Genomic DNA, 14,232 nt, shown 5'->3' with positions numbered 1-14,232 from the left:
TTCATTCTATGTATAAGGTAAACCTTATAGTAAAACAAAAAAATAACGATTTCTTCTTTTAGTGATAGGCAATTACGCTGTGCATTCTCGCTGTTGAGGAAAAGGTTATGTTGAAAAAAGTTTTGATTGCTAATCGAGGGGAGATCGCAGTACGTATTGTGCGAGCCTGTGCGGAGATGAGTATCCGGTCGGTAGCGATCTATACGGAGCCGGATCGTTATGGGCTCCATGTTAAGCGTGCTGATGAGGCTTATTCGTTAGGTGATGATCCATTAGCCGGTTACTTAGATCCTTTGCGGATTGTAAATCTAGCCTTAGAGACCGGTTGTGATGCGATTCATCCAGGCTACGGGTTTTTATCTGAAAATCCTGAACTTGCTCGGCTATGCGAAAAGAACGGTGTGATTTTCATCGGTCCTAAATCGAGTGTCATACATGGCATGGGTGATAAAACTCAAGCTCGTGACAGTATGCGAGCAGCCAATGTACCGGTAACGCCAGGTTCGGAGAGCAATTTAAGCGGTTTGGACGAGGCGCTAGAGCTAGCTAAAGAGATTGGTTATCCCGTCATGGTCAAAGCAACCTCCGGTGGGGGTGGGCGAGGTATCCGTCGTTGCGATAGTGATGAAGAACTGATCACCCAGTTTCCCCGTGTCATTTCTGAGGCAACGAAAGCGTTTGGATCTGCTGAAGTGTTTATGGAGAAGTGCATTGTTGACCCTTTGCATATCGAAGTTCAGATACTGGCGGATAGCCATGGCAATGTAATCCACCTATTTGAGCGTGACTGCTCTATACAACGCCGAAATCAGAAACTGATTGAGATTGCACCAAGCCCTCAGTTATCCCAAGAGAAACGGGAATATATCGGTGATTTAGCGGTACGCGCGGCTAAAGCGGTCGGTTATGAGAACGCAGGTACAGTGGAGTTTTTGATCACCGGTGATGAAGTGTATTTCATGGAGATGAATACACGAGTGCAAGTTGAGCATACGATCAGCGAACAAATTACGGGTGTTGATATTGTTCAGGAGCAGCTAAAGGTCGCCTCTGGTTTAGCTCTGACATACAAACAAGACGATATTCAATTTCGTGGTTATGCGTTGCAATTTAGGATCAATGCTGAAGACCCTAAAAATGATTTCTTACCCAGTTTTGGTCGAGTGAGTCATTACTACGCTCCTGGTGGCCCAGGTGTGCGAGTTGATACAGCTATTTATACCGGTTATGAGATACCACCTTATTACGATTCGATGTGTCTTAAATTGGTTGTTTGGGCCCTATCTTGGGATCAGGTGATCGCCCGTGGTCAGCGTGCATTAGATGACATGCGTCTACACGGTATTAAAACGACCGCGGATTATTATCAGCAGATCCTACGCCATCCAGATTTTAAGGATGCCAATTTTAATACGAGTTTTGTGCCGAATCATCCAGAACTGCTGGATTACTCCGTGAAACGCCACCCAAGTGAAATAGCTTTAGCTATTGCGAGCGCTATCGCCGCCCATGCTGGTTGGTAAGAGATATAGGATTGAGTTATGACTACGAAAAAGATAGAAATTACCGATGTTGTTCTGCGAGATGCGCATCAGTCTCTTATCGCTACCCGTATGCGAACAGAAGATATGCTACCTATCTGTGAAAAGTTAGATAAGGTGGGTTATTGGTCGTTGGAAGCATGGGGTGGAGCAACGTTTGATGCCTGTATTCGTTTCCTTAAAGAAGATCCTTGGGAGCGTCTGCGTCAACTTCGTAAAGCTTTACCTAATACCCGTCTTCAGATGTTGCTGCGAGGACAAAATTTATTAGGCTATCGTCATTATGCTGATGATGTTGTTGACCGTTTTGTGCAGAAAGCTGCAGATAATGGTATTGATGTGTTTCGTGTCTTTGATGCATTGAATGATCTTCGCAACATTGAACGAGCGATGAAAGCCGTTAAAAAAGCAGGCAAACATGCGCAGGGAACCATCTGTTATACCACCAGCCCTGTGCACACTAATGAACTCTTTGTACAGCAAGCTATTGATCTGAAAAAGATGGGGGCTGACTCGATTGCCATAAAAGATATGGCAGGTCTGCTTAGCCCTTATGATACTTATGCTTTGGTTAAGGCGATTAAAGAGGCTGTGGATCTTCCATTAGTTGTGCATAGCCATTCTACATCAGGACTCGCACCACTCTGTCAAATGAAAGCAATAGAAGCTGGTGCAGATATTATCGATACTGCGATCTCTTCATTTGCTGGTGGTACAAGCCATCCTGCGACTGAATCGCAAGTGGCTGCATTGAAGGGCAGTGAGTTTGATACAGGATTAGATCTTGAGTTGTTATCGGAGATAGCGGATTATTTCCGAGAAGTGCGTAAAAAATATCATCAGTTCGAAAGTGAGTTTACACGCGAGGATATATCAGTACAGATCAATCAAGTTCCAGGCGGCATGATGTCTAATTTGGCTAATCAGCTAAAAGAGCAAAACGCTTTGGATTCTATTCGCGATGTTTTTGCTGAAATACCGCGGGTAAGAAAAGATCTAGGCTATCCACCGTTGGTGACACCGACCTCTCAAATTGTTGGTACGCAAGCCGTTTACAATGTATTGGCAGGGCAGCGTTATAAAACGATTACCAATGAAGTTAAGCGTTATTTGCTCGGCGGATATGGTCGTCCCCCTGCACCGGTAAATAGTGAATTACAGCAGCAGGCCATAGGTGCAGAAGTCTGCAATGAAGGGCGCCCTGCGGATTTGTTAGTACCTGAATTCCAAAAATTGAGTGATGATATTGGCTCTCTGGCTAAGAATGAGGAAGATGTACTGACCTATGCTATGTTCCCTGATTTAGGCAAGGAATATCTACAGCAGCGAGAAGCGGGAACCTTAGAGCCTGAGGTTCTGACCACTCTTAATAGTTCGCCAGCTCCCGTTGCAGCGTCTGAATTTTTAATCGATGTTCACGGCGAGAGCTATGAAGTGGCCATTACGGGTGTGGGTGATGCGGGCACAGGAAAGCGTAAGCTTTACCTCTCACTTGATGGTATGCCAGAAGAGGTTATTTTCGAATCTTTAAATGAGTTTGTTGCTGATGACACTAAAGGGCGGAAGCGTGCAACAGATCCCGGGCATGTGAGTGCAGCAATGCCGGGTAATGTTGTCGAGGTGTTAGTTCAAGAAGGCACGGCTGTAACCGCTGGGCAGGGTGTTATGGTGATTGAAGCAATGAAGATGGAGATGGAGGTTCATTCCAACGTGGATGGAATAGTTAAGGCTGTGTATGTGCAAAAAGGTGACCGTGTTACTCCCGGCGAGATTCTAATCGATATTGGTTAAAACCCCATTAGTCTGCGAGGTGGGTTATTGATCTCGCAGACTTTTTTTTGATACAAGTGAGCGACTATGGAAAAGATAATTAAAGGTGTGTTGGATTTTAAACTCAATGTTTACCCCAAGCGGAAAGACCTTTTTGGTGAGCTTGCTGATCAAGGTCAAAAGCCCGATGTTCTTTTCTTTACCTGTTCAGATTCACGAATAGATCCTAATTTACTGACCGGCTCCCATCCGGGTGATCTATTTATCTGCCGTAATGCAGGTAATGTTATCCCTCCTCATAGTAATGAAACCGGTGGTATGACCGCTTCAATTGAGTATGCAGTGGCGGTGCTCGGTGTTCGTCATATTATTGTTTGTGGACATACAGATTGCGGTGCGATTAAAGGAGCATTAGATATTGAGGCGCTAAATGGCTTGCCTCATGTTAAAGAGTGGCTTGGGCATTGCCGTTCTGCGATGGAAATTGTGCGAGAGCGTAATGGTATTCCGTGGAATCAAGGCGTTGATTCATGCCATTTGAATGAAGCGATTGAAGAAAATGTATTGCAACAAGTTCAACATCTTCGTACTCATCCTGTGGTTGCTGCCAAATTAGCGACGGGAAAAATTGAGATCCATGGCTGGGTTTACGATATTAAGTCAGGCTCCATTCGTTGCTGTCGCCATAATGATGATGAGTTTAGCGATTTTCACGAGCTTTATGCGGAGATGATCTCTAGCCTTTCAGAGTAGAGACCACATTTATGACGCTTTATTGGTTTCTGTTACGTATGGCTTGTACTAGAGATACTAGCTGAGTGATACGGGCATTACTTAGTTGCCGATAGTCTAAATAAGGACACAGAATCAAAGGTTCTTGAGTACTGACTGCAAAATGCTCATCTAGCCACGTTAGGTGAGCAAGTTTTAACTGTTTAGCGTAGGTTTTTCCTGCCACTATATGGATGGTATCTGGCTGTTCGAAAGAGGGGGGAGAGAACAGCAAAGCCTCCCTGCTTTCTGCCTGAAATAGAAAAGTATCGCGATAATCCTGCCAAGTGAATTTAGCATCGAACCGTTTCTCTTCTTGATAAAGCTCAAATAGAAATTTAGCACTCACATTAAATATTTTACGCCAATGGTTACTCGTTGCTTGGCCTATGTTATGTGCTTCTTCGGGTAAAAGTGCTTGGATGGTTGATAAGTTCAGGTAATCATCAAGGGGTGGCCTATTGGCAATATAGATAGCAAGGTTAAAATTTTTAGCGCCAAAACCGACCATATAAAATGTTCCGATGTTAATGAGGAGCGTTATGGTTATATCAGATCAAGTAGAGCGCCTAATGTCGCTGCTCTATCTCATTTATTAAGATTGAATCTGCATCAAGTGTATTAATGGAAACCTCCCCATTAACCGGAATATCTCCAGTCAATTGTAACGCGAGATAGCGCATACAACAGACTCTTAAAAAGGATGTAAAGTTGCCTAAGTCATGCCCTGCATCGATTGATTCATGATAGAGACGGGTAAGCATCTGGGGAATATTCATCTGATCCCGCTGAGCAATCTCTTCTAGAGTGCTCCAGAAATAGTTTTCCAGACGAACGCTAGTGACCATGCCGTCTATACGTAGAGAGCGTGTACTGCTTTTCCATAACTCAGGATTCGCGTTAATAAATAATTTACACATGAAGGGTGGCTACCTGATGTAAAGAAGAGGTGTTTTATTATAGAGGTTTTTTAAAGAGCGACTACCTTAAGGGGTAATCGCTCTTAGCCTTACTTATTTAGTAAAGCGATAAACTGAGATAGCCATGCTGGATGAGCAGGCCAAGCAGGGGCTGTTACTAAATTCCCATCTGTAATCGCGGCGTCGATCGCTATCTCCGCATAAATACCACCGGACTGGTTTATTTCAGGCATGCAAGCGGGATAGGCGGAGCAGTTTTTCCCTTTTAATACGCCAGCGGCTGAGAGTATTTGTGCACCGTGACAAACCGCAGCGACAGGTTTGTTCGTTTCAAAGAAATGCTTCACCATTTTTAGAACGCTAGGGTTAAGGCGTAAATATTCAGGCGCCCGTCCACCTGGAATAACTAAAGCATCGTAATCGTCTGGCTGAATATCGGCAAAAGTGGCATTCAGGGTGAACTTATGGCCAGGCTTTTCGGTATAAGTTTGATCACCTTCAAAGTCGTGAATTGCTGTTGCGACAGTGTCTCCCGATACTTTATCTGGGCAGACCGCATCGACGCTGTGACCGACGGCTAAAAGTGTTTGAAAGGGCACCATTGTTTCGTAGTCTTCAGTGAAATCACCAGTGATCATCAGAATTTTTTTATTGTTCATGGTTTGCTCCGTATGAATTTAGGTTTGTCTCTTCGCACAAAGTAACAGGCATCAGATCAGAGGAGGTATTAGAGGATTACTACGTGGTTTTCTGGTGTAAGGGGTAAATACGGGGACGATATACGGTGAATAGATGTCGTTTAATTATCAGCAGCTACTTTAGTATAGAAAAACGCAGTTATTTATTAAACGATCGTTTTAATGTTATAAATAGGCTTTATTTATCAAATAATTAGTGGTTTTTACTTTTCTCCAAAGATTAGATCTTGAAAAGAGTAACTAAATGCGAGAGTCTATGGCAGGGCTGATTTACTATAATAATAGGTAGTGTATGGACAATCAGATAAGGCAGAAAGATCTCAAACCAAACCTTTGTATGCTAAAAGGTTTCGCTATTGTGTTCTCTTTTCAGACTCATCGTCCCTTGAGATTTAACCAGAATAGCTGTGAGCAATATGACGGGTAATCTTCAGCTATTACTGGTTAATGGTGATCTTGAACAGTCAGAGACACTATCTACTTATCTAACAGAAAATACTGGCTTTAATGTTATTGTGGCACATTCAGGTACTGCTGCGGTTGGGATGTTAAAGCAGTTACGAATCCATTGTGTTGTTAGTGATATTTATTTAGAGGGGCTAGATGGTTGGCGATTAGCCCGTATGGTTCGTTCGGGCATATTTAATTGCAGTGCCGATATTCCTTTTATTGTTGTTTCCTCGACTTGGTGTAAACGCATTGCTGAAAAAACAGCTCGCGAGTTCGACATCGACCATCTTTTACCTTTCGAGCAGTATCCCCGCCTCAAAGAATTATTGGAACAGCCTGCCGCTCTTCATCGAGAGTTACGTAAAGATCGGGTTTTAGCTATAGAGGATACGGCTGAGACTGCACACCTTGTACAGAGAATATTACAACAACGTTTTGAAGTGGATATAGCCTCAGATGGTATCAGTGGTTTGGCACTATGGCGTGAGAAAAAACACCCTATTATTTTGCTAGATGTGATGCTGCCGGGCATGTCGGGCCCTGAAGTTATGGAGCAGATATTAGCTGAAAACCCTGCACAAACCATTGTAATAATGACGGCTCACGGCACTATGGATTTGGCCGAGAGTTTAGTACTACAAGGTGCCGCTGACTTTATTAGCAAGCCGTTCCAAGCTAATCAATTGCGTAAAGTGTGTGAGATCGCGGCACATAGAGAAGATTTTCTTATCAGTAATGAGCAGTTTGCAGAGACGGTTGCTCATCTGGAAGAAAGTAAAGAGGCACTGGAGAGTTTAGCGCAAGAGCACAGGAATATTCTTGATAACCTGACTACCGGTGTTTTAGAACTTGATAGCCAAGGGCGTATTGTTTTTGTGAACAAAGCTTGGTTACAAATGATAGGTGAAACTGAGTTTAGCGCTTTGGGTAGTGACTTTATTGATGTTGTGTATATAGACCCATTAAGTTCGACACATGAGATTAAGCATGCGCTTACCCGTATTATTGCAAAGCCGAGTGAACGTTTTCGACTTGAATTTAAAATTAAAGATAAGTTTAACGAGGCGATTTGGGTTGAGGCTCGTTTCAATGGAATGCAGCGTAAAGGGCAGGCCCTGTCAGTTTTTGTAGCGGTTGATGATATATCGGCCAGACGAAGAGCTGAGCAGCGCCTAGAACATTTAGCGATGCATGATACTTTGACGGGGCTACATAACCGTTACTTTTTTGATAATGAGTTAATGCGCGTGGCCGCCTTTGCTCGTTATAGCCAGATTCAGTATGCATTGCTGTATATAGATTTAAATCATTTTAAAGCGATCAATGACACTCAGGGGCATCAGAAAGGAGATTTTGTTCTCAAAGATGTAGCAGAGAAATTACAGCAGCGCATGACTGAAACGGAAAGCTTGTTTCGTATCGGCGGTGATGAATTTATTCTCCTTTTAAGTGATACCGATTCTCAACAGGCTTACGATATTGCTACACATATCTGCAAACTGATTGAGGAGGAGCAATATCAGTTTGATGATCAGGTTTTTAAAGTTAGCTGTTGTGTAGGTATCAGTTTGATCGATGGCAGTCTTGAGAAACCACAAGATTATTTACAGCGAGCGGATATAGCTTTATATGTAGCTAAACGTTATGGCCCAGGTGGTGTTCATTTACATACTGAACAGGATCAAGAGGGCGATGATGTACGTTTAAGTATGCACTGGTTGTATACCGTAAGGCACGCCATTGAACGGGATGATATCGTCCTTTATTACCAACCGGTTTATCACATTCCTACTGGTACTATTGCTTATTATGAGGCGCTTGTACGTTTAGTTATTGACGATAAGCTTGTGTATCCGGGCGAGTTTATTTCGGCTCTTGAGCGTTTCCAGGAAGCATCTTTACTGGATAAACATGTTATATCGAAGGCGATAAAAACCTTAGCGGATCATCCGAGACTGCCTAAGCTTGCAATAAATTTATCGGCTCAAGCCTTCCATAATGAGCAACTCGTACCCTTAATAGAGCAAAAGTTAGCTGAGTATAATGTTGATCCTGCGCGGGTTATTTTTGAGCTGACAGAGAGTGCGAGTTTAACTAATTTGAGTGCGACCCAAGCTATGGTGAAAACTTTAACTGAAATGGGTTGTGCTTTTTCTATCGATGACTTTGGCACCGGCTTTAGTACCTTCTCTTATCTAAAATCATTCCCTGCAGAGACAGTAAAGATAGATGGTTCTTTTGTTAAAGAGCTGAAGAATAGTGATATTGATCGAGCCTTAGTTCGCTCCATTAGGGATGTGGCATGGACGCTAGGGAAAATGACAGTGGCTGAATTTGTTGAAGATCAAGAAACGCTCGACCTGTTAAGAGAGTTTAAGGTTGAATATGCCCAAGGTTATTTTCTTGGTAAACCAGCCCCTATAGAAGCTTTGGATATCTAGTATCCAAGCGGTTTGCCGGAGTCGCAAAATGTTGGAGATCGAACTCCCTATTGATATTAATCATAACTCTCTAGATCAGAATTCGCGGGAGAGTAATCAAGCGACCTTTCTCGGTGAAGGCGCTTGTTATAGTGATTTACTGGTAGAGTATCTCAATCAAATTAATGTCAAAAAGGTCTTTGGTGTCCCAGGGGGGGCGATTGAACCCTTTTTTGATGCCGTAGCTAGACAGTCGCATGCAAGTTCGATAGATATGGTTATCGCTCGGCATGAAGCTGGAGCGGCATTTATGGCTGATGGCTATGCGCGAGAAGTTCACTCTCTCGGTGTGTGTTGTGCCACGACAGGGCCGGGGGCGACAAATCTTATCACCGGCGTAGCAAGTGCCTATGCTGATAATATCCCGATGTTGGTTATTACTGCTCAAACGGCACTTCCAAAGTTTGGCAAGCAAGCTTTGCAGGATAGCTCTAGTACCGCAATTGATACTGTAGGTATGCTGCGTTATTGCACTAAATTTAATACCTTGATCTCTCACCCTGATCAGTTCGAACATGCGCTTATTTCCGCTATTATGGCGGCAAATACAGCACCAAGAGGCCCTGCACATCTGAGTGTGCCTTCTGATATTTTTAACACCCCTCTTGTTGAGAAACCTATAGTTCGCTCCCATGCTTTGCGTCAACATTTGGTGACTAGTGACCCGGCTAGCCAAGACAAACTGCGACAGGAGGTTTTAGCGGCCAATAGAGTTGTGATCTTACTAGGTGATAACTGTTATCAGGCGGGCAAACAGATTATTCAATTTGCTGAAACCTTTAACATCCCTGTGATTAGTGGGCCTATGGGGAAACGTTGGATCGATGAGCGACATCCGTTGTATTGTGGTGTCTTTGGTTTTTCTGGCCATGAAAAGGCTAGAAAGCTTGTTATGGATCAGCAGTATGATTTGTTGTTAGCGGTAGGTACCCGATTAAGTGAACTAGGAACTAATGGTTGGACGCCCTCCATACTTAATAACAAGCTGATTCATATTGATAGTATCTCGCAGTATTTCAATCAGTCAAGTATGGCACGGCTTCATGTGTTGGGCCCTCTGCCGCAATTATTTGCGAAATTAACGACTCAACTTCAGGGTAAGGAACGCGTTGACCGCTGGTGGGAGTGTGATACTCGTACAGAGACAGGGCTTTTAAACCAAGCAGAAATGGATCTTGCGCGTAGCTCCGATCTACCCTTAAAGCCGCAACGCTTATTTCATTATTTAGGTGAAACACTTCCTGAGCAAACAAGAATTTTTATTGATGCAGGTAATGCTTGGGCTTGGGCGACTCATTATATGTTGCGCAGTGATGATCAAGGTTATTACCGTATCGCTATGGGTTATGGTTCTATGGGTTGGGCTATAGGCTCCTCTGTAGGATCTGCCATCGCCAACCCTAATGCGCCCCATCTATGTATTACTGGAGATGGTAGCTATCTTATGAGTGGTCAAGAAATTACGGTAGCTCAGCAGCAAGGTGTGCCTTTAGTGATGATTATCTTAAATGATAGTGCGCTAGGAATGGTCAAGCATGGCCAACGTTTAGGTGGGGCTGAACCTATAGGTTTTTCGCTTCCGGTAATTGATTATGCTGCGATGGCCTCTTCAATGGGTATTCAGAGTATAGGTATAGGTTCATTTGACGCGCTAGAGACGCTTGATTTTTCCGCGCTATTTTCTCGTTCGGGTCCCACATTAATTGATGTAAAAATCGACCCTGAAGAGGAGCCGCCCATGGGCGAGCGGATTAAAGGATTAGCCTCGAGTAAGTAAGCCGCTGTTTAAGTTAAGGGCTTGGCAAATCACGAGGCGCTACACCTGTGTAGATAATATCTTGGCACTGTAAAGGCAAATAACTTCCTGCTGTATTATCTGCCGCTTCGGCATAACAGGCGTGGACTCCTGCACTTACCCAAAGCGCCATAATGCGGCTTAGATCTGGATCAGAAAAACCTTGGTCGGCAAGAAAGGCTGCCATATATCCCCCAAAGTTAATCGACTCACCTTCTTGAATCGTTAAATATTCACTGATCTCTAGTGCTAGGCTCTCATGGGGGCCTATCTCGAAACCTAGTTCTCTGCTTAAGCGATACATTGCCGTAACACGCTCATCCCCTTTAGCTATAGGGCGGGCAAAGCCTGGGAGACTGTGGTTATTCCCTTGTCTGTTTTGAATAAGTTCAAATAGCGTTTGCCCTTGATCTTTATCTTCTCGGGCTTGTTGAATGAATTTTAGACAAGGGGTGATAACGCCTGGGCCATAAAGTAATGCATCTGATGCTTGGATTCCTGCACTAATCGCTGCGACAGGGCGTGTTTTTACCGATCCGGCTAATGCCGCTATTTGATTGCACCATATACGTGAATCGGGCCAGCTCAAACAGCTAAAACAGTTTTCCAACCAAGTGGCTAAGTTTTTATCAGGCAGACGCCCCGTGGTATTTAAAACCAGCAGTTGGAACCAAGATATTTGACCGATTAGGTCGTCCATCATCGAGTATCCGTGGTTATAGACTGCATCGCCGATCTTCCAGCCCCCTTTATTGCTGGTGATTTTATTTCGATGTTGATCCCAATGCTTCCAGCAGGGATCCGTCTTATTTGATGACATAGTTTTCCTCGGCTAGGAAGGGCATTTCAGTAATCGGGCTATTCGATTTTTCTGCTGCTTGTGCTGCAATACCTGGTGCACAGGCTATTTGGAAAATAAGTTCCCCTGTATAGGGAGTAAAACCTAAGTCGAGCAGACATGCGCCAGCTAGGCCTGCGATTCTCCAGCTTAACGTTACTTCATCTATACCGTCCAGCATCGCGTGTGCCCAACGTAAGTGAGGGCCCGGAGAACAGTGATTAAAAACGTTATCGGCGATTTTTTGTGTATAGCTATCAATGCTGCCATAGAAGGTACCAAACCCTGGTGCTGGAATAATGTCTCCTTCATCGGTTTGAGCTACGAGTATTTTGGCTGCTTGGGTTAATGCTTGTGCGCCCATTCGAGGTGTGACTTGCTGATTATTTTGTAGGTATTTCATCGCTTGGAACACCTCATGGCTACCTCCTTGTTCACCACTGAGTACGTTTAGTGACAAAGGAAGAATGTGGCTAACATGAGTTTTACTTACAGCGGCATTCATTGCAGCTCGACAGGCATTATGCCGAGGTCCGGGATGAATAAGGCTTGTTAATAAATGTTCAAATAGCTGATGCTGCTCGGGAGTAGGTAGCTCACCCTGAAACATAAGGAAGAGCACTTCGGTATAGCTGCGATTATTAATTAAAGCGAGGTGTTCGTAACCGTGGCAGCGTGCTTCACTTACAGTGTATGGATTGGTTGTTGAGGGTGTTTCCTGCCAGATGGATGTGCTAGTTTTTTCACAGAAGGCATCGTTACGGCTATGTTCATCTACTTTTTTTACCATGGTTACTCTAAATCTCTATAGGTAAATTTTAGAAGCGATACTCTATTTCAGCCCAAATACTTCTGCCTTCGAGTGGGTAATCATCAGGAATGGAACTGCTTGAAGGTTCGCTTGCATAAGTATCAAACAGATTTTTTACGATCAATGCGAGTCGTACCTGTTTTTTTAACATGTCGTGTGTGACCTTCGCATTGACCCAATGGTAATCGCTGACCTTAGCTCTATTGTCCCCTTCCTCTCTTTCTCTAGAGCCTATCCAATAATGTTGGAGAGAGCCTGACCAGTTAGGTGACAGTGTGTAATTTAAGTCTATATAAGTGCTATGTTGAGGTACGTTAGCAACAGGCATATTGGTATCTGCATTTGTTGCATGTTGGTAGGCATAGTTGGCGTTGAGGCTGAGCTGTGGATTAATTTTCCAATCCCACTCAAGTTCAGCGCCGTAACCATCTTGATTACCTATATTTTGATATTGGATCATACTCCCGGTGGTTACAGTATCAATAAGGTCTGTGGCGGTATAACTGTATAGACTGAGTCTTAGGTTGGTATCGAAATGAGGGCGATAATCAAAGGCTAATTCATAAGTCTCGATCTCTTCCGGTTTTAAGTCAGGATTACCCAAAGCCGCTGGATTATTAATTAGATGTTGTTCACTGAAAGAGGGGGCACGGAACGCTGTGCCGTAAAGTAGGCGGGTTGTTAAGTTGTGTCGAGTAAGCCACACCAAGGCTAGTCGAGGGTTGAGGGTGTTACCAAAATCTGAATAGTTATCCCAGCGTAAGCCGGCCGTAAATGACCAGTCATTATTTAACTGCCACTGATCCTGAGCTGACAGAAAGTATGCAGTTCTTTTTTGGGGTTGCAGATAGATATCGGCACTGCCGCTTACGTTAGTCAGTGTTCCGTCTACTGTACCTTCTGAGCCATCGATAACGCCTGGGCCAAAGTTTTTATACTCTTCAGTTCGGATCTTGTCTTGGCTCCAGCCTGATGCAATCCTTATAGTGTGATTATCGTAGCCTGAATAGATACCGGCGAGCTCTAAACGTGTAGTTTCAGCTAGGGAGTAGGGGTTGCCTATATACCCATCAGTAAAGGTGACAAGGCCGGAAAAGGGGTCAGAAAAGGCGTTTCCATCACTCCCAATCGGTAAGGTACTACCTTCTGGGAAAAGTAAGAAGTAAGAGTCACTAACCGTTCTCAGGTAAGATAAATCAGCTTTGAAATTGAAATGATTTGTTAGATCTTTGTCATAGTTAAGATGAGTTAGAAACTGTTCTGCATTTTGATAACCGGTTGAGTCTAATGCGAGAGATCCCCCTTGGCCGACCCCTGCGCTATCCTGTTTCCAGTACCAATTTTTCCAAGACCAATTACCTAGTGATAGATCAAATTGTAGATTTGTGACGTCATAACCCGTTTGTAAGGCGTTAGGCGCTTCGGATGCACTGGTTCCGTAGAGGTCATCGAAGGTTGATTGTAGGTCTGTATTTACAATGCGGCCACTATCGCCATCACTGGTTTGATTGTCGAGTGAAAATGAGACGGAGAAGTCATCCTCAACAAAGCCTTTTCGTAGCCAAGTGTCTCTACTGTCAAAACTGCCAACACGTATACCCGCCGCACCCTGTTGGTTTTCCGCTGCCGTGCGGGTAATGATATTGATCACGCCGCTAAAAGCGTCAGCGCCATAGACTGCTGACCCTGGGCCTCGAATAACCTCTATACGGCTGACATTGCTTACCGGCATGCGAAAGGTAAAAGCAAGGCCGCCGTTGTAGTTATGTTTTAGCTCAATACCGTTAAGTAAGATTAATATTTGTGGGTTGAAGCCTGTTTGTATGCCTCGGACTGAAAGTACGGGGTCTAGGCGGCTTAAATCGGATGGCATTAAGTGTAGGCCGGGTATGCGCTCTAAGACTTCGAACAGGTGGGTTACACCCATAGATGAAATCGTTTCTGCGTTAATAACACTGGCTACTGAGGGCGCTTTGCTGATCGGTGTATGTGTACCTGTAGCAATACTAACTAAGGTCTCCTCGCCAAAGAAATCTGCAAATTCACTTCCTGGGGCGAAGTTGTTCTCTTCAGCCGCAGTAACCTGGGCAAAGAGAGATGTTAGCAGTGTGAGTATGCTTAGCCTTTTTTTCATAACGCCTACTTTAAATAACCCCAA

General features: G+C 44.0%; 11 protein-coding genes. 5 read left to right on the top strand and 6 right to left on the bottom strand.

Going from position 1 to position 14,232, the window contains the following annotated elements; genetic code table 11:
- Nucleotides 1-107: 107 nt before the first annotated feature.
- The 3 genes from Q4486_RS07480 to Q4486_RS07470 all read left to right on the top strand — a co-directional run bounded on the left by Q4486_RS07480 (nt 108) and on the right by Q4486_RS07470 (nt 4,064).
- Entirely contained in the window at nt 108-1,523 is a 1,416-nt protein-coding gene (locus Q4486_RS07480) for an acetyl-CoA carboxylase biotin carboxylase subunit (RefSeq protein WP_303417505.1), read from the top strand.
- Nucleotides 1,524-1,541: 18 nt separating this feature from the next.
- Nucleotides 1,542-3,332, top strand: coding sequence for a sodium-extruding oxaloacetate decarboxylase subunit alpha (gene oadA, locus Q4486_RS07475; RefSeq protein ID WP_303518940.1), 1,791 nt, complete (start codon nt 1,542-1,544; stop codon nt 3,330-3,332).
- Between the two features lie 66 nt (nt 3,333-3,398).
- Nucleotides 3,399-4,064 (top strand): carbonic anhydrase, encoded by a 666-nt coding sequence (locus tag Q4486_RS07470; RefSeq protein WP_303417509.1) that lies wholly within the window; start codon nt 3,399-3,401, stop codon nt 4,062-4,064.
- Between the two features lie 19 nt (nt 4,065-4,083).
- On the opposite strand, the gene Q4486_RS07465 is transcribed toward Q4486_RS07470, so the two are convergent.
- From Q4486_RS07465 to Q4486_RS07455, 3 genes are all read right to left on the bottom strand, one after another.
- Nucleotides 4,084-4,593, bottom strand: a complete 510-nt coding sequence (locus tag Q4486_RS07465) for a hypothetical protein (RefSeq protein WP_303518938.1) — start codon at nt 4,591-4,593, stop codon at nt 4,084-4,086.
- Nucleotides 4,594-4,651: 58 nt separating this feature from the next.
- Nucleotides 4,652-5,002 carry a ribbon-helix-helix domain-containing protein gene (locus Q4486_RS07460; protein ID WP_303417514.1) on the bottom strand — a complete coding sequence of 117 codons (351 nt, stop codon included), beginning with the start codon at nt 5,000-5,002 and terminating at the stop codon, nt 4,652-4,654.
- Nucleotides 5,003-5,091: 89 nt separating this feature from the next.
- Nucleotides 5,092-5,661 (bottom strand): DJ-1/PfpI family protein, encoded by a 570-nt coding sequence (locus tag Q4486_RS07455; protein WP_303518936.1) that lies wholly within the window; start codon nt 5,659-5,661, stop codon nt 5,092-5,094.
- 455 nt (nt 5,662-6,116) lie between these two features.
- Here Q4486_RS07455 and Q4486_RS07450 point away from each other — a divergent pair, with 455 nt between their 5' ends.
- Complete coding sequence (locus Q4486_RS07450) at nt 6,117-8,591, top strand: EAL domain-containing protein (protein ID WP_303417518.1); 2,475 nt, start codon at nt 6,117-6,119, stop codon at nt 8,589-8,591.
- Nucleotides 8,592-8,619: 28 nt separating this feature from the next.
- Nucleotides 8,620-10,407 carry a thiamine pyrophosphate-binding protein gene (locus Q4486_RS07445; RefSeq protein WP_303518934.1) on the top strand — a complete coding sequence of 596 codons (1,788 nt, stop codon included), beginning with the start codon at nt 8,620-8,622 and terminating at the stop codon, nt 10,405-10,407.
- A gap of 13 nt (nt 10,408-10,420) precedes the next feature.
- On the opposite strand, the gene Q4486_RS07440 is transcribed toward Q4486_RS07445, so the two are convergent.
- From Q4486_RS07440 to Q4486_RS07430, 3 genes are read right to left on the bottom strand one after another with little or no spacing between them, the layout of a single operon-like run.
- Nucleotides 10,421-11,245: a citrate/2-methylcitrate synthase gene (locus Q4486_RS07440; RefSeq protein WP_303518932.1), complete on the bottom strand. Its 825-nt coding sequence runs from the start codon at nt 11,243-11,245 to the stop codon at nt 10,421-10,423.
- Nucleotides 11,232-12,053, bottom strand: coding sequence for a citrate/2-methylcitrate synthase (locus Q4486_RS07435; RefSeq protein WP_303518930.1), 822 nt, complete (start codon nt 12,051-12,053; stop codon nt 11,232-11,234). Before Q4486_RS07435 ends, Q4486_RS07440 begins: the two co-directional genes overlap by 14 nt.
- 28 nt (nt 12,054-12,081) lie before the next feature.
- The gene (locus tag Q4486_RS07430; RefSeq protein ID WP_303518928.1) at nt 12,082-14,208 is read right to left on the bottom strand and encodes a TonB-dependent siderophore receptor; all 2,127 of its coding nucleotides are present in this window, start codon (nt 14,206-14,208) and stop codon (nt 12,082-12,084) included.
- Nucleotides 14,209-14,232: the final 24 nt, after the last annotated feature.

The organism is Neptuniibacter sp. 2_MG-2023 (assembly GCF_030547495.1).
Lineage (GTDB): Bacteria > Pseudomonadota > Gammaproteobacteria > Pseudomonadales > Balneatricaceae > Neptuniibacter.
This window is presented reverse-complemented; position numbering and strand designations above follow the sequence as displayed.